This is a genomic window from Nonomuraea sp. NPDC051941, from assembly GCF_044593615.1.
This window is the reverse complement of record NZ_JBIUCF010000014.1, coordinates 1-16,666: the sequence shown is the minus strand read 5'-3', so window position 1 is coordinate 16,666 and position 16,666 is coordinate 1. Positions and strand designations below refer to the sequence as shown.

12 protein-coding genes are annotated in these 16,666 nt (G+C 71.7%); 9 read left to right on the top strand and 3 right to left on the bottom strand.

The annotated features are described in order from the left end of the window. The first annotated feature begins 53 nt into the window (after positions 1–53). The 8 genes from ACIHFD_RS23580 to ACIHFD_RS23545 are packed head-to-tail and all read left to right on the top strand — an operon-like array spanning position 54 to position 10,053. Positions 54–1,448 carry an extracellular solute-binding protein gene (locus tag ACIHFD_RS23580; RefSeq protein WP_397368720.1) on the top strand — a complete coding sequence of 465 codons (1,395 nt, stop codon included), beginning with the start codon at positions 54–56 and terminating at the stop codon, positions 1,446–1,448. After that, complete coding sequence (locus tag ACIHFD_RS23575) at positions 1,423–2,349, top strand: carbohydrate ABC transporter permease (protein WP_397368719.1); 927 nt, start codon at positions 1,423–1,425, stop codon at positions 2,347–2,349. Before ACIHFD_RS23580 ends, ACIHFD_RS23575 begins: the two co-directional genes overlap by 26 nt. Continuing rightward, positions 2,346–3,164 (top strand): carbohydrate ABC transporter permease, encoded by an 819-nt coding sequence (locus ACIHFD_RS23570; protein WP_397368718.1) that lies wholly within the window; start codon positions 2,346–2,348, stop codon positions 3,162–3,164. Before ACIHFD_RS23575 ends, ACIHFD_RS23570 begins: the two co-directional genes overlap by 4 nt. After that, the gene (locus tag ACIHFD_RS23565) at positions 3,164–4,228 is read left to right on the top strand and encodes an ABC transporter ATP-binding protein (RefSeq protein WP_350738999.1); all 1,065 of its coding nucleotides are present in this window, start codon (positions 3,164–3,166) and stop codon (positions 4,226–4,228) included. Before ACIHFD_RS23570 ends, ACIHFD_RS23565 begins: the two co-directional genes overlap by 1 nt. Continuing rightward, complete coding sequence (locus tag ACIHFD_RS23560; RefSeq protein ID WP_397368717.1) at positions 4,225–5,403, top strand: CehA/McbA family metallohydrolase; 1,179 nt, start codon at positions 4,225–4,227, stop codon at positions 5,401–5,403. Before ACIHFD_RS23565 ends, ACIHFD_RS23560 begins: the two co-directional genes overlap by 4 nt. Further along, a complete protein-coding gene (locus ACIHFD_RS23555) occupies positions 5,394–6,290 on the top strand; it encodes a TIM barrel protein (protein ID WP_397368716.1) in 897 nt (298 codons plus the stop codon). The genes ACIHFD_RS23560 and ACIHFD_RS23555 overlap by 10 nt, the downstream gene beginning before the upstream one ends. After that, entirely contained in the window at positions 6,287–7,366 is a 1,080-nt protein-coding gene (locus tag ACIHFD_RS23550) for a Gfo/Idh/MocA family protein (protein ID WP_397368715.1), read from the top strand. The genes ACIHFD_RS23555 and ACIHFD_RS23550 overlap by 4 nt, the downstream gene beginning before the upstream one ends. Then, a complete protein-coding gene (locus ACIHFD_RS23545) occupies positions 7,363–10,053 on the top strand; it encodes a glycoside hydrolase family 38 C-terminal domain-containing protein (RefSeq protein WP_397368714.1) in 2,691 nt (896 codons plus the stop codon). The genes ACIHFD_RS23550 and ACIHFD_RS23545 overlap by 4 nt, the downstream gene beginning before the upstream one ends. A gap of 28 nt (positions 10,054–10,081) precedes the next feature. Here the strand turns inward: ACIHFD_RS23545 and ACIHFD_RS23540 are convergent, their stop codons facing one another. Together ACIHFD_RS23540 and ACIHFD_RS23535 are read right to left on the bottom strand one after the other, a co-directional pair. Continuing rightward, positions 10,082–11,887 (bottom strand): tetratricopeptide repeat protein, encoded by a 1,806-nt coding sequence (locus ACIHFD_RS23540; protein ID WP_397368713.1) that lies wholly within the window; start codon positions 11,885–11,887, stop codon positions 10,082–10,084. Further along, positions 11,884–12,825 (bottom strand): SIR2 family protein, encoded by a 942-nt coding sequence (locus ACIHFD_RS23535; RefSeq protein WP_350738981.1) that lies wholly within the window; start codon positions 12,823–12,825, stop codon positions 11,884–11,886. The genes ACIHFD_RS23540 and ACIHFD_RS23535 overlap by 4 nt, the downstream gene beginning before the upstream one ends. Positions 12,826–13,114: 289 nt before the next feature. Between ACIHFD_RS23535 and fxsT the strand changes: the two genes are divergently transcribed. Further along, positions 13,115–15,691: an FxSxx-COOH system tetratricopeptide repeat protein gene (gene fxsT, locus ACIHFD_RS23530; protein ID WP_397368712.1), complete on the top strand. Its 2,577-nt coding sequence runs from the start codon at positions 13,115–13,117 to the stop codon at positions 15,689–15,691. A 4-nt stretch (positions 15,692–15,695) separates the two neighbouring features. Here fxsT and ACIHFD_RS23525 read toward each other — a convergent pair whose 3' ends face one another. Beyond that, complete coding sequence (locus ACIHFD_RS23525; protein ID WP_397368711.1) at positions 15,696–16,361, bottom strand: aKG-HExxH-type peptide beta-hydroxylase; 666 nt, start codon at positions 16,359–16,361, stop codon at positions 15,696–15,698. Between the last annotated feature and the right edge of the window lie 305 nt (positions 16,362–16,666).

Sequence of the window (16,666 nt, the reverse complement as noted above, 5' to 3'; positions counted from 1 at the left end):
CATGACATATTGGCCCAGGGCGTACCTCCTTACGGACCTGTCGGAGGGTTTGGATGGCATTGCGGAAACGGTCGATAGGTGTGGTCGCGGTCATCACCGCGGCCGGGCTGGGGCTCGCGGCCTGCGGCCAGTCGTCCGGCGGCGGCGGAGGCGGTGACGCCATCGAGCTGACGATCACCCAGAACGCCATCGCGGGCGGGAAGAACGCCGCCGGCGCCAACTTCATCGCGAACTGGGTGATTCCCAAGTTCGAGGCGGCGCAGAAGGCGAAGGGCAAGAACGTCAAGGTCAAGTTCGTCCCCAGCGGCGTCGACGACGAGCAGTACAAGACCAAGCTCTCCCTGGACCTCAAGTCAGGCAAGGGCGCCGACGTGATCGACATCGACGGCATCTGGGCGGGCGAGTTCGCCGAGGCGGGTTACCTCAAGCCGCTGGCGGACCTGGTCGGCGCGGACGCCGACAGCTGGGACGGCTGGTCGCAGATCCCCGAGGCCGTCCAGGGCCTGGCCACGTTCAACGGCAAGAAGTACGCGCTGCCCGTCGGCACCGACGGCCGGGTGCTCTACTTCAACAAGACGCTCTTCCAGAAGGCCGGGCTGCCGGCCGACTGGCAGCCGAAGAGCTGGCAGGAGGTCCTCGACGCCGGGACGAAGCTGAAGTCCTCCGGCGTGCCCGTGCCGATCCAGATCAACGCCGGCACGGCGATGGGCGAGGCCACCTCCATGCAGGGCGTGCTGCCGCTGCTCGCGGGCGCGGGCGGCGAGGTGCAGAAGGACGGCAAGTGGGCGGGCGCCTCCCAGCCGCTGAAGGACGCGCTCGGCCTCTACCAGAAGATCTACGGCGGCGGCCTCGGCGACCCCAAGCTCCAGCAGGAGGCCAAGGGCCGCGACAAGTCGTTCCAGCAGTTCGCCGCGGGCAAGATCGGCATCCTGATGGAGGGCGACTACTTCTGGCGCGGCGTCGTCAACCCCGCGACCGGCGTGGCCAAGATGGCCGACCGCGACCAGGTCGTCGGCTATGCCATGATCCCCGCGATGGAGCCCGGCAAGGGCATCCGCGGCCAGGACTTCGTCAGCATGTCGGGCGGCGCGCTGCGTACGGTGAACCCCGACAGCAAGCACCCGAAGGAGGCCTTCGAGCTGGCGACCTTCACGCTCTCGCCGGAGGGGCTGAAGGAGGAGACCAAGGACGGCAACGTCCGCATCACGCCGCGCACCGACGTCAACAAGGAGATCCTCGCCGGTGAGCCGCTGCTGACGTACATCTCGGAGAAGGTGCTGCCGCTGACGGCCTACCGGCCGCCGGTGGCCGTCTACCCGCAGGTGTCGGTGGCGCTGCAGGAGGCCACGGCCGCGGTGGTGGGTGGCACGGCGCCCGACCAGGCGGCGGCCGACTACCAGAAGAAGCTCGAAGGAATCGTCGGTGGCCCTGGCAACATCGCCTCCTGAGGCCACCGAGGCCGCCGCGCCGGGCCGCTACAGCTCGGACGCGGCGGGCCTGGGCAGGCTGCGGGCAGGGGCCTTCGTGGCCCCCGCCCTGCTGCTCGTCGCGGTCTTCCTCGTCTTCCCCGCGCTCTGGGTGCTCTATCTCGGCCTCACGAACTACCGCCTGACCGGCGCCGCCGCGGCGGCTCCCCGGTTCGTCGGGCCGGCCAACCTCATCGACGCGGTCTCCAACCCGGAGTTCTGGAGCTCCACCTGGCTGACGGTCGAGTTCGTGGCGGGCTCGGCGGTCATCGGGCAGGTCGGGCTCGGCTTCACGATCGCCTGGTTGCTGCGCGACCGGCGCGGGCCGGTGAAGCGGGTGGTCGAGGGCCTGGTCATCCTGGCCTGGATCCTGCCCAGTGCGATCGTGTCGTTCCTGTGGGTGGCGCTGCTCGACCGCGACGCGGGCACGCTGAATGCGCTGCTCGGCATCCAGGGCTTCGCCTGGCTGCTCGATCACCCCATGCTGTCGATCATCGTGTTCAACATCTGGCGCGGCACGGCGTTCTCGATGATGTTGTACGGCGCCGCGCTCGGGAACGTGCCCCCGTCGCACCTGGAGAGCGCCCGCCTGGCCGGGGCCTCCGGCTGGCAGCAGCTCAGGGACGTGGTGTTCCCGCACATCAGAGGCCACATCCTGACGAACCTGCTGCTGATCAGCCTGTGGACCTTCAACGACTTCACCCCCTTCCTGCTCACCGCGGGCGGCCCCGACGGCAAGTCCGAGGTGCTGGCCGTGCACGTGTACAAGGTCGCGCTGCAGAGCGGGGAGCTGGGCCACGGCGCCGCGGTCTCCACGATCATCCTGCTCATCAACCTGGTCGTGGCGGTGTTCTACCTGCGGCTGCTCCGGAGCAAGAAATGACGCGTTTCGTGCTGGGCCGGATCGGCTTCTACACGCTGATCGCGGTGCTGCTGGCCTTCTTCACGATCCCGCTGCTGTGGCTGGTGACGGCGCCCTTCACGTCTAACCCGACGTACCAGGTCACGGTGCCCGACTTCACCTTGGAGAACTTCAAGGCGGTCGTCGAGCATCCGTACGCGCTGCCGTCCCTCTACAACTCCGTGCTGCTGTCGGTCGGCACGGCCGTCCTGGTGGTGATCATGGCCGGGCTGGCCGCGTACGCGCTGAGCCGGGTGCGCCTGCCCGGCCGGGACGCGCTGCTCTACGCGTTGCTGCTGCTGTCGTCGATCATCACGGGGACGGCGGCCATGGTGCCGTTGTTCCAGCTCGCGGTGGAGCTCAACCTCATCGACTCACAGTTCGGGCTGATTCTCATCCTGACCGGCGGGCTGCTGCCGGCGGCGATCTTCATGCTCAAGGACTTCATGGACTCGACGCCGAAGTCGTACGAGGAGTCGGCGCGGGTGTTCGGGGCCACGCCGCTGCAGATCGTGCGGCACGTGGTGGTGCCGCTCGTACGTCCTGGCCTGGCGACGGTCGCGGTCTGGGCCGTGGCCAACGTGTGGGGAAACTTCCTGATGCCGTATCTGCTGCTGAGGGACGTCGAGCAGTATCCGGCGGCGGTGATCACGTACACCCTCTACACCGAGGGCGGCCAGGCCAACCTCAGCATGTTGTCCACGTTCGGCCTGCTGTACTCGATTCCCGTGGTGCTCATGTACCTGTTCGTCAGCAAGAAGTACGGCTTCCGCTTCCACGGAGGGATCAAGCGTTAATGGCCGGAATCGAACTACGCGGGCTGACCAAGGTCTATCCCGGCGGGGTGAAGGCGCTCGACTCGCTCGATCTGGTCATCCCCGACGGCGAGTTCTTCGCCCTGCTCGGCCCCTCCGGCTGCGGCAAGACCACGCTGCTGCGCACGATCGCCGGCCTGGAGACCGCCACCGGCGGGGCCGTGGTCATCGGCGACCGGGACGTGACGGGCGTGCAGCCCGGCGGCCGGGACGTCGCCATGGTCTTCCAGGACTACGCGCTCTTCCCGCACATGGACGTCACGGACAACATCGCCTACCCGTTGCGCATCAAGAAGGTCGCCAAGGGCGCCCGCCGCGACAAGGCCGCCGAGGTGGGGGCGCGGCTCGGGCTGGAACAGCTCATGGACCGGCGGCCGGGCCAGCTCTCGGGCGGGCAGCAGCAGCGGGTGGCGCTGGCCAGGGTGATGGCCACGCAGGCGCAGGCGTTCCTGTTCGACGAGCCGCTGTCCAACCTGGACGCCCGGCTGCGGCTGGAGGCGCGTACGTTCCTGAAGAAGCTCCAGCGCGAGCTCGGCGTCACCACCGTCTTCGTCACCCACGACCAGGCGGAGGCCCTGGCCATGGCCGACCGGATGGCCGTCATGGAAGCCGGGCACATCCGGCAGATCGGCACGCCGGCCGAGGTCTTCCAGCGGCCCGCGAACACGTTCGTGGCCGGATTCATCGGCTCGACACCCATGAACCTGCTCGACGGCGTCGTACGAGGTGACACGCTGGAGGTGGCAGGGTGCAAGGTGGCGGTCCCGGCCTCGGCCGAGGGACGGCTCTCCGACGGGGAGAAGATCGTGTACGGCGTGCGACCCGAATACCTGGCCTACTCGCCCGAGCCCGGCGGGGGCGCGCTGGGCGGCAAGGTGGCCATCGTGGAGAACCTCGGCGCGTCCCACCTGGTGACCCTCGATGTCAACGACGTGACCGTGCAGGCCGTCGTGCCCGAGGGGAGCGAGCCCGAGATCGGCGACGACGGCTACGCGACGCCCCGGCGCGACCGCGCCCTCGTCTACCGGGACGGAGAGCTTGTTTGAGAGGGCACTGGAGTCTGGACGACCGGCTGGAGCGGATCCTGCGCGAGGTGCCCTTCGAGGTGCCCGCGGGGACCGCCGCCGTGACCGTGCGGCTGGCGTACGACCGGTCGCAGGGTGTCATCGACCTCGGCTGCGGCGCTCCCGGCGGCTTCCGCGGCTGGTCGGGCGGCGCGCGTGACGAGTACACGATCACCCCGGACTGGGCGACGCCCGGATACCTGCCGGGCGAGCCTGAGGCGGGCACGTGGCACGTGTGGCTGCGGCTGCACCGCATCCCGCCGCAGGGCCTCGACTACTCGCTGGAGATCACCACCTCGGCCGTCGCCCCCGCCGAGCCGGTGGCCGAGGAGCCGCCGCACGGGGAGCGCCCGCCCCGGCGGGACGTGCCCTCCGTCGACGGCCTGCGGTGGTTCGCGGGCGACTTCCACGCCCACACCCTGCACAGCGACGGCAGCCTGACCATCGCCGAACTGGCCGAGCTGGCCCACGGGCGCGGCCTCGACTTCCTGGCCGTCACCGACCACAACACCGTCAGCCACCACCCCTGGCTGGGCAAGATCGACCGTGGGATCACGCTCATCCCGGGTCAGGAGGTCACCACCGACCGGGGCCACGCGAACGTGTTCGGGGAGGTCGGCTGGGTGGACTTCCGGCAGCCGGCCGACTCCTGGGTCGAGCACGCCGAGCGCGCGGGCGGGCTGATCTCGATCAACCACCCGCTCGGCGGCGACTGCGCCTGGCTGCTGCCCATCACCCGGCGGCCCCGGATCGCCGAGGTCTGGAGCTCCGGCTGGTGGGACCGCCGCTGGGGGGCGCCGCTGGCCTGGGCGGACGCCTGGCGCGACGACGTGATCGCGATCGGCGGCAGCGACTTCCACCGCCACGGCTCCGACGGCCTGCCCGGCGGACCGACGACGTGGGTGCTGGCCGAGGACACGAGCACGGTGCTGGACGGCGTGCGCGCCGGGCGCACCGCCGTCTCCACCGGCCTCGACGGCCCGCTGCTGCTCAGGCTGGGCGACGAACTGCTCGCCCTGGACGCCGACGGCCTGGTCCTGGTACGCCCCGACGGCACCCGGCAGGTCGTACGCGGGGAGCGCGTCCTGCTGCGGGCCCTTGACGGACGCCACCGCCTGGAAACTTACGAGAACGAGGTGATCGCACTGTGCGAGTGAAAGTCGCCAACGCGCCCGTGAGCTTCGGCGTGTTCGAGCTGGCCACCGAGCCGCCACCGTTGAGCGCCGACGAGATGGTCCGGGCGCTGTCCGAGGCCGGGTACGAGGGCATCGACTCCGGGCCGATCGGCTACCTGGGCACCGGATCCGGGCTCGCCGACCGGCTGGCCGGGAACGGGCTGCTGCTCGCGGGCGGCTGGGTGGACCTGCCCTACGGCGACGCGGCGGCGTACGAGGCCGGGCTGCCCGCGCTGGAGGCCGCGCTCGACGTGTTCGCCGCCGCGCCGCCGGCGCCCGAGGGGTTCGGGCCGCGGCCCACGCTGGCCTGCTCGGGGTCGCCGGAGCGGTTCGCGCGCCCGGGTGGGAGCGTTCCAGGATTGGCGGCGTCCGAGTGGGCGGGCTACGCGGCCCGGGTGCAGAGGGCGGTCGACCGGTGCCGCGAGCGCGGGCTGGAGCCCGTGTTCCACCACCACCTCGGCACCTACGTCGAGACCCCCGACGACGTCGAGCGACTGCTGGAGCTGACCGACGTGCAGCTCTGCCTGGACACCGGCCACCTGCTGCTGGCCGGGGGCGAGCCGGTGAGCGCGCTGCGCGACTGGTCGGGCCGGGTCGGGCACGTGCACATCAAGGACGGCGACACGAAGATCCTCGCCCAGGCCCTGGCCGACGGCGTGGACCTGCGCGAGCTCATGGGGCGCGGCGGATTCGCCCCGCTCGGTGAGGGCGAGCTGGACCTGCCCGCCGTGGTGCGCGTCCTGGACGAGATCGACTACGCGGGCTGGGTCGTCATCGAGCAGGACACCCTGCCCGGACGCCGCACCGTCGCCCAGAACATCGCCGACCAGGCGGCCAACCGCCGCAGGCTGGAGGACTTGGGGCTGTGAGAATCGCGCTGGTGGGATGCGGCGCCGTCACGCAGGCGGTCTATGTGCCGTTGCTGTCGAGGCGGCGCGACCTGTTCGAGGTGGTCGCGGTCTGCGACCTGTCGCGGACGCTCGCCGACGCGGTGGGTGACCGGCTGGGCGCCGCCGGGCGCTTCACGTCGGTGGCTGAGCTGCTCTCGGCCGGGGGCTTCGAGGCCGTGCTGGTCCTCGCCTCGGGCTCGCACGGGGAGACGGTCGGCCGGGCGCTGGCCGGCGGGTACGCCGTGCTGTGCGAGAAGCCGCTCGCGCTGACCAGGGCCGAGGTGGCCGGCCTCCCCGAGGGGCGGCTGATGGTGGGCTACATGAAGCAGTACGACCCGGCCGTGCGCCGGGCCGAGGAACTGCTGGCCGAGCTGGGCGGACCGGAGGCGATCAGGTCGGTCGAGGTGACCGTGCTGCATCCGAGCGGGGAGTCGCAGCTGGCGTTCGCGAACCTGACGCAGGCGCGGGACGTGGATCCGGGGCTGCTCGACTCGTTGCGGGCCGCCGAGCGCGACCTGGTCTCGCGGGCGCTGGGGGAGTCGGCGCCGGAGCAGGTACGGGCGCTGTACGGGGTGGCCTTGGGCTCGATATGCCACGATTTGTCGCTCTTGAGGCGCTTTACCGGGTCTCCTGCGGAAATTTCGTACGTTGAGGCGTGGGGGCCCGCGCCGGGGTCCATCGAGATCACCGGGCCCCTGCCCGTCCGGGGGCGGTTCTCGATCCGCTGGCACTACCTGGAGGACTACCCGGCCTACCGCGAGACTGTGGCCATCCACCACGACAGGGGCTCGCTGGAGCTGGTCTTCCCCTCGCCCTACCTGATGAACGCGCCCACCACGCTCACCGTGGTCTCCGGCGCCGAGAGCCGCACCGAATACCGCGACGTGACCGAGGCGTTCGAGGTACAGCTGGCCGCCTTTCATGCTTTCGTGAACGATGGCAAGCCGCCCCTCACCGACGCGGGCGGCGGGCTGGAGGACATCGTGACCGCCCAGCGGATCGCCGCTCGTTACGCCGTACAGCATGATCTGCCCATCGGAGGGGAGGCCGCGTGAACACCGAGATCGTCGTCGTACCGCACACGCACTGGGACCGGGAGTGGTACGAGCCGTTCCAGCGCTTCCGGCTGCGGCTGGTGGCGCTGCTCGACGAGGTGCTCGACACCATGGAGCGCGAGCCCGCCTACCACTTCACCCTCGACGGGCAGCTGGCCTGCGTGGACGACTATCTGGAGGTGCGGCCCGAGAACCGCGACCGCATCGCCGCGCTCGTCGAGTCGGGGCGGCTGGCGGTGGGGCCGTGGCAGATCCTGCTCGACGAGTTCCTGTGCTCGGGCGAGAACATCGTGCGCAACCTCGAACTGGGCATGAGCCGGGCGGACAAGCTCGGCGGGGCGATGCCGGTGGGATACCTGCCCGACATGTTCGGGCACACGGCGCAGATGCCGCAGATCCTGCGCAAGGCCGGGCTGCTGCACGCGTGCGTCTACCGCGGGGTGCCGTCCTCGGTGACCACGGACGCCTTCGCCTGGGTCGCGCCGGACGGGACGGCGCTGCGCACCCAGTACCTGCCCGCGGGCGGTTACGGGAACGGGGCTCACCTGTTCTCGGACTCGGCCGGGCTGGCCGAGCGGGCGGCCGCGTTCGTCACGACCATGCGGGAGTGGCACGGGGCCGAGGGGGCGCTGCTGGCCATGTACGGCACGGACCACTCGGCGCCGGTGCGCGGGCTGCCGGAGATGGTGGCGGCGATCGGCGCCCGGATGGACACCCTGTCCGGATATATCGGGAAATATTCCGGTGAGGTGGACGGGCTGCCGCGCGTCGAAGGCGAGCTGCGCTCCCACGCCCGCGCCAACATCCTGCCCGGCGTCATCTCGGTCCGGGCCCACGTCAAGCAGGCCATGGGCCGCGCCGAGCGGATGGTCGAGCGCTACGCCGAGCCGCTGGCCACCCTCTGGGGCGCCGAATGGCCGGGCCGCTTCCTCGACATGGCGTGGTGGCGGCTGGTCGACGCCAGCGGACACGACTCGGTGACCGGCTGCGGCGTGGACGACACCGCCCAGCAGGTGGCCGCGCGCATCGCCGAGGCCGAGCACCTCGGCCAGGCCGTACGCGACATGGTGACCGCCCGGCTGGCCGCGTCGGTGCCCTCCGACGGGGTGCTCCTCGTCAACCCGACCCCCGCCGTGCGCAGGGGCGTCGTGGTCGTGGACGTGGCCGGCACCGACCCGCTGGTGGACCCCTCGGGCGCGCCGGTGCCGGTGCAGCCGCTGGAGTACGCGCCCACGCTGCTGCTGGACGAGGAGATGGACGCCGCCACGGCGCTGACCTTCGTCCACGGCACCGAGCTGTACGGGCAGCACATCACGGCCTGGTCGGTGGAGGGCGAGACGCTGACGTTCACGGTGGCGCGGGAGACGTCGGGCGTGATCGACCTGGACGACCTGCGCGCGGCGACCGGCGGCGTGCGGCGGGTGCGCATCCTCGCCGAGCCCAGGCGCACGGTCGCCGCCCTGGTGGAGGTCCCGCCGCTGGGCCACACGAGCATCCGGCCGGTGCCCCGCGAGCAGGTGCACGGGTCGCCCGCCGGTGAGGGCCGGCCGGCTCCGGCACCGGTGCGCGGCGACGAGGAGGTGCTGGACAACGGCCTGCTCCGGGTCACGATCGCCGGCGACGGCACGCTGACGCTGGCGAGCGCGGACGGCACGACGGTCACGGGAGCCGGGCGCATCGTGGACGGCGGCGACGTCGGCGACACCTACAACCACGCGCCTCCGGCCGACGACCTGCTCGTGTCCGAGCCGTCGTCCGTCGAGACGGAGCTGATCTGCTCGGGTCCGCTGGTGGCGGCGGTGGACGTACGGCGTACGTACCGGTGGCCGGCATCGGGTGACGGGATCGACGGCGCGCCCGAGTTGCCCGCTCCCTCGCGGGCCCCGCGGACCGAGGAGATCGTCGTCGCCACCCGCGTCGAGCTGCGGGCCGGCGAGCCGTACGCACGCCTGCGCGTCGAGTTCGACAACCGGTGCGCGGACCATCGGGTCCGGCTGCACGTGCCGCTGCCCGCCCCGGCGACGGAGTCGCACGCCGAGGGCCAGTTCGCGGTCGTCACCCGCGGGCTCACCTCGGAGGGCGGCTGCGGCGAGACCCCGCTGCCCACCTTCCCCGCCTCCTCGTGGGTGGCGGCCGGAGGCGTGGCGGCGCTGCTGGAGCATGTGACGGAGTACGAGGTGGCGGACGGCGAGCTGGCCCTGACGCTCCTGCGTTCGGTCGCCTACCTGTCCCGCAACCGCAACGCCCTGCGCCCCGAGCCGGCCGGGCCGCAGTTGCCGACCCCGGCCGCCCAGTCACGCGGGATCCGCTCGGTGAGCCTGGCGCTGATGCCGTACGCGGAGTCCTGGCAGGAGGTCGTGCCGCAGGCCGAGACCTTCCGCCACGACCTGCTCGTGGTCCCGGGCCAGGGCGACCGCGCTTCGGCGCTGCCCGATCCCGCGTCCGGGCTGTCGGTGACGGGCGACGGCGTGGTGATGACCTCGCTGCGGATGCGTGACGACCGGCAGGAGCTCAGGGTCGTGGCCCTCACGCCGGCCGCCACGGAGGCCGTCATCGAGGGCGCCTTCACCGAGGCCCGCCACGCCGACCTGCGCGGCCGCCCCGGCGACCGGCTCCCGGTCGCGGACGGTGTGCTCCGCCTGGCGCTGAAGCCGTGGGAGATCGCGACGGTTCAGCTCTCCGGATAGCCGCCCCGGCGCCTGCTCGCGCCTCGGTTCAGCTCTCCGGATGGCCGACGAGCCGCCTCAGCGCCTGCTCGCGCGCCTCCCTGGCCAGGTCCTCCTCCGACCGGGGCAGGCCGAGCGCCAGCGCCCGGTCCAGGTCCGCCAGCGCGCCGCGGAAGTCGCGGAGCGCGATCCGGACCTGGCCCCGGCCGTAGAGTGCCCGGGCGGCGTTGCGGTCCAGGTCGAGGGCGTCGTTGTAGGCGGCTTCCGCGTCCGCGGGCGAGCCGGCCCGCCAGAGCGCGTGGGCCAGGAGCGTGCGGGCCGGGACGTCTCCCGGCATCCTGGCCACCGCCTGCCGGCCCAGGTCCACCGCCTCGTCCGGGCTGCCCATCGACAGGCAGACCTCGGCGAGCGCTGTCAGGACCCGTACGGTGGCCAGGGCGTCCTGCTGGCTCTCGAACTGCGAGCGCGCCGCGGTCAGCGTCTCCCTGGCGGCCTCCAGGTCGCCCTCGACCCTGGCGACCTCCGCCTTGAACGCCAGCAGGTTGGCGAACTGCCGCTCGTCGCCCTGCTCCAAGGAGCGGCTGGCCGCCACGTCCGCGAAGCGGCGGGCCGAGATGAAGTTGCCCTCACCGAGCGCGGCCTCGGCGGCGGCGCGGAAGTCGGCGGGCGTGTGCTCCTGCGGCCGGTCGCGGGCAGGCGTGACGTGGTGGGCGGTGCGGATGGCCTCGACCAGGCGTTCCTGGCCGAGCTGGTACCACAGGCTCCTGGCGCGCTGCTCCTCCGTGAGGATGTGCCGGGCCACCAGGGCGTCCACCACGGCGTTGGGCATGTCGGCGGTCTGCGTCAGGCCGCGGTAGGCGGTGCCGCGCGTGCCCCGCTCGGTGATGAAGGTCGTCTCGATCCAGGCGCGCAGCTCCGGCTCGGACACGCCGGTCTCCAGGCTCACGTCGCGGACCGCGCGGTCGAAGTAGGCGGCGAGGATGCCGGCGAGGTCGCCGAGCTGGGCGAGCAGCTCCGCGGTGATCGTGTCGTCGTAGTCGCCCAGGCCGGACCAGAGCGCCGCGCACGCGATCTGCAGCTCGAAGGGCGAGACCCGCTCGCTGACGATCTCGACGCTCTCGCCCAGCCGGTCGGTGTAGGTCGTCTTGCGCAGCCGCTCGACCAGCCGCTCCGCCACGCCGGGCGCGTAGCGGTGGCCGCTGTGCGAGGCCGGTCTCGTCACCGCGGCCACCGCGGACGCCTGACCCAGGCCGTCGAGGCGCACATAGGCGAACGGCTGGGAGCTCAGCAGCCCTTCGTAGCCGCTCAGCGTGGCGAGCTGGTCGTCGCGCACCAGGAGCAGCAGGTTGAGCGGCAGGTCCCGCAGGGCCTGGGCCAGCTCGCCGATGAGGCGGTCGCGCTCGGGCAGCCGGGCGGGGAAGGCCGTGAACAGCTCTTCCATGTGGTCGATCGCGGCCAGCACCCGGTGCGGGGCGGCGCCGGAGAGGATGCTCTCCAGCGCCGAGCCGACCGTCTGCCCGGGGTCCGGGGTCTGGCGGGCGGGGGTCCAGCTGCTGATCAGGGTGAAGCGGTAGCCGCCCGGCCCGGACGCGTGCGCGAGGGGCCAGGTGGGCTGGTGGATCAGCCGTCCGACGGGTAGCGTCAGCGTGCGCGGCTCGTCGTCGAGCAGCGGGAGGACCCCGGCGTGCAGCAGGGACGTCTTGCCGACTGCGGCGGGGCCGTGGAGCACCACCACCCGCTCGGACAGCCAGGCGTCCCGCAGGTGGCGGGCCTCCTCCGACCTGCCGTGGAACAGGGCGGACTCGGTGCGGCGGAAGGGGCGCGGGCCGACGTACGGCTCGGGATTGCTGGTCATGGCGTCCCCCGGAGTCCGGCGGCAAGCTTGTCGTTGAGCGAGCGCGGGGTCTCCCACAGGATGCGGATGCTCTGGGCCTGGAAGTAGCGCGCGAGGTATTGGCGCTCCTCGGCGGAGTGGTCGTCCGGGTTGAGCTGGATGCTCGTGTGCTCCCTGCGCATGGTGCCGGGCAGGCCGTGCAGCAGGGTCCGGAACATGACGTGGAACGTCCAGTCGCGCAGGCCGTAGCCGATGAACAGCAGCGCCTTCGTCCGCAGCGCGGTGCGGACCGGGAAGGGCAGCAGCGTCATCGGGTGTCCGCCGCGGAGGGCAGCGGACGACGCGTTGGTGTGCCTGCCGTCCTGGGCCAGCCTGACCAGGAAGTCGAGGTAGTCGTCCTCGATGAGCACGATCGAGTGCGGCTCCTTGTGGTGGCCGTGCAGATGGAACACGAGTGGCCGCTCCACGCACGGGGTGAAGGCTGGTTCACGAAAAGGACTCCCGGTCCAGTCGTCGGAAGACATCGCATACCACGGACACAAGTCCCAGATGGGCTGTTTCCTCGCCTGCTGCAGCGCCAGGAACATGAAGTCGTCGTAGTTCGTGGTGATGTACAGGGGGAGAGGGTAGCGGGCCAGCACGGCGTGCACCGGGAATTGATCCGTCCGGTCGGGCGGGGTCGCGTTGGCGAACTCGGCCCTCAGGAATTCGCGTTTCGTCCTGGTTGCGTCACGATAGACCATCGTGGTCGCGTATTGCATCACGCGTGCCAGGTTGTCGGAATCCGCGTACGGGTAGTTGATCTTGCCGGCCCATTTCGCGGCGAGCTGACCACCGAGCGGGAGCCGCTCCGCGCTGGCTCCCGCGCCGAGAAAGGGGATGCAGTCACCATTGTTGAGATCCCCGATCAGCAGATCCCAGGCGGCCTCGTTGTCGCGGTCGATGCCACCGGCGTGCACGCGTCACCGCCTTCCGGGTCATGGCGGCGAGGTGCGGAACCCTTCAGAGGGTCCATGAAAGGGCCGCCGCAGTCAATAGCCGAGAATGGCCGCATGGTGGCACGGCGTGATCTCCGACATAGCTCAATATATGTTAGTAATCCCGGCAAAGAGCGCTTTAGGTGACGGAGCAAACCGCCATTAAGGGCGGTCCGCTTCAGGGGGAAATGCTCTTTCCGCTGGGTGCGGACGCGACCTGCGGCGGGCAGATATCGCATTAGGATCGGTGGCGAAAGCCGAATAGCGACCAGTGGCGGTGATCGTGATGGAGGACGTCGCGCGGCAGGAGCGCCGCCCCACCCTCTGGGGGCGGGAGATCCCGTTCCGCAACCGCTGTTTCACCGGTCGTGAGCGTGAGCTCGCCGAGCTCCACAGCCGGCTCGCGCAGCACTCGACCGCGCTGGTCGGCCAGCCGCCCCAGCCGGTCTACGGCATGGGCGGCATCGGCAAGACCGAGATCGCCGCCGAATACGCGCATCGCCACGCGGAGCACTACGACCTCGTCTGGTGGATCAGGGCCGAGCAGGAGGAGACCATCGTCAACTCGCTGATCGGGCTGGGCCGCAAGATGTCCCTCGACGGCTTCCGCCCCGACGATCGCGACTACTCCGCCAGGCTGGTCCTGTCCGCCCTCGCCAATCGCGAGCTCTACGAGCGATGGCTGCTGATCTACGACAACGTCGAGAGCGCCAACGCGGTGCAGCACTACCTGCCCAGCGGCGGCGGCCACGTCATCATCACCACGCGCGACCGCCACTGGCGGCGGGCGATGGACCTCGACGGGATCGAGGTAGGGGAGTTCCTTCCCGACGAAACGGTCAAGTTCTTTCATAGGCGGGTGACCGCCCTGGCCGACCCGGGTAGGTCCGGCTCCGTGGAAGCCGAGGCCGACGCGAAGGAGCTGGCCAATCAGCTCGGAAACCTCCCGCTGGCCGCCGAGCACGCCGCCGCGTATCTGAACGAGACCGGCACCAGCATCTCCGAATACCTGGAGTTGTTCCGCGACAACGCGCACGCGCTGCTGGCCAGCTCGGTCGACATCAAATACCCCCAGACCGTGGCCACGACGTGGAGCGTCTCGCGCAGCAAGATCTCGCCGGAGGCCGACGCGCTGTTCAAGCTGCTGGCCAGCCTCTCCGCCGAGCCGATCGCCGAGGAGCTGCTCGTGCAGCCCGCCGTGGCCTCCAAGCTGCCGCCGCCGCTCGACCGGGTGCTGAGCGGCGTGACGGAGTTCCGCAGGGCGGCCAGGGAGCTGGGCCGCTACTCCATGCTCAAGCTCGACGGCGTGCGCAACGTCGTGCAGCTGCACCGCGTCGTGCAGGCCGTGACCAGGGACCGCATGGTGCGCGAGGACCCGGAGGCCGCGGCCCGCTTCCAGGAGGCCGCCCACCTCCTGCTGGCCGCCTCCGATCCCGGGGCGGTCGACCGCGAGGACAGCGAGCAGATCTACCAGCGGTCCCTGCAGCACCTGGTGCCCTCGCGGGCGGTCGAGTCCGCCGACCGCCTGGTCCGCAAGCTGATCATCAACCAGGTCGAGCAGCTCTACCGCCGCGGCGGCCACCAGGAGAGCCTGCGGATCGGCCTGCCGACGCTGGAGCTGTGGCGGCAGCGGTTCGGCCAGGACGACAAGCAGACCCTGGCCCTGGCGGTCCAGGTCGGCAACGCGCTGCGCACCGCCGGCCAGTGGGAGGAGAGCCTGCGCCTGCACGCCGACACCCTCCAGCGGCTGCGCGACAACTTCGGCGAGCTGGACGCCGTCTACCTGAGCTGCGCCCGCGTGCACGACGTCGGGCTGCGGCTGCTCGGCCGCTACGCCGACGCGCTGGACAACGACCTGAGGCTGCTGCCGCTCTTCGAGCAGCAGCTGCGCCCCGACCACCCCGACACGCTGCGGATCCGCAGCAACGTGGCGGTGAGCCTGCGCTGCCTGGGCCGCTTCCAGGAGGCCCTGCGCTACGACGACGAGACGCTGGCCGAGCGGCAGCGCATCTTCGGCCCGGTCGAGCACGCGACGCTGAGCTCGCAGTTCGGCCGCTCCCGCGACCTGCGCGGGCTGGGGCGCTACGAGGAGTCCCTCGACCTGATCCGGCGGATCAGCAACGCCATCGACCGCAAGAACCAGCCATGGAACCAGTTCCGGCTCCTGGTCGCCATCGACTTCAGCGTGGCACTCAACCGGGTCGGCCTCTACGAGGACGCCTTCGTCCAGGGCGTGAAGGCCTGGGAGCGGCACAAGTCGACCCTCGGCCAGGAGCACCGCCAGACGCTGCAGTCGGCCACCAACCTCATCAACGACTACCGGCTCACCGAAGACCTGGCCGGCGCCCAGCGGCTGGGCGAGGAGACGGTGCTGAGCCTGGAGAAGGTGGCCGGCCCCGACCACCCCAACACGCTGGCGGCCTACAACAACCTGGCCATCGTGCTGCGGGTCAGGAACAATCCGGGCGGCGCCCGCGGGCTGAGCGAACGAGCGGCCGAGGGGATGAAGGCCCTCCTGGGCGACACCCACCCCAACACCCTCATCGCCATGTACAACCTGGCCAGCGACCTGGCCGCGCTGGGCGAGGTGGGGCAGGCCCGGAGGCTGGGCGAGACCGTGCTCGAGCGCAACGTCACGACGCGGGGCCCCGACCACCCCAACACCCTGGCCGCCATGGCCAACCTGTCCCTCGACCGCAACGCCGACGGAGACAAGGACGGCGCCCAGAGCCTGCGGGAGAAGATGCTCGACGGCTACCAGCGCTCGATCATGCCTGACCATCCGCACGCCCGGCTGGCCGCCCAGTACGGCCGGGTCAACCTGGGCATCGAGCCCATGAACGACTGACGGTCTAGATCGAAAACCCGGGATTGGCGCTCAGCCAGCGCGCACGGTGCCCGTCCCGGAGCTCGGCCGCCCGCCGCTCGGCCGAGGCGGGCACCGGCTCGTGCAGCCACTCGCCGAGCCGGCCCAGCAGCCCGTTCACCAGCACCTCGCCCGGCCCGGTCAGGCCCCCCGAGCCGCTCGCGCGGGTCAGCGCCTCGAACGTGATGGCCCGGCGGTAGGCGAACTCCGCCTCCGCCCGCTCGACGGCCGGGCTCGCGTGGCGTTCGGCGGCCGGGCTTGCGTGGCGTTCGGCGCGCCAGAACGCGGTGATCGCGAAGTTCGCGAAGCAGCCCTGCAGCAGCGCGCCGAGCGGTCGCGGGTCGGAGCGCCAGGGCGCGTACCAGCGGCGTTCGTCGTCGGGGCCGGTCAGCTCGACCATGTCCTCGACCGCGCCGAGCACCAGGTGCCACACCTCGTGGACCAGGCTCTCCGCGAACGCGACCGGGTCGGGCGGCGGCGAGAGCGCTATCGCCCCGTACGCCCAGCCGGACGTCGCGCTGGCGGGCCGCGCTCGATCCCGGCCCTCCAGCGGCACCAGCGTGGTGAAGACCGCCGCGATCGTCCCGGCGGCGTGGTGATGCCGTTCGCAGAGCACCTGCCAGGCGCGGGCGAGCTCGCGCTGCCACCACACCGGGTCCGCCTCACCCCGCCTGCCGAAGCCCGCCAGGTACGGGTCGACCGCGTCGAGCCTGACCGCCAGCCCCAGCCCGTCCGCCTGCGCGTGCAGGGACGGGATCGGGACGAGACCGGACTCCGCGAACGTGCCGAGCCCCGGGACGAACGCGCCGGGGCCCAGCTGCGGGGGGGGGGGGGGGGGGCCCCCCCCGCCCCCCCCCCCCCCCCCCCCCGCGCCCGGGCCCCCCCCCCCCCCCCCCGGCCCCGGCGGGGTCCGGGCGCGAAGCGGTCATCGTCCCGACGAGCGCGTCGAGCCGTTTG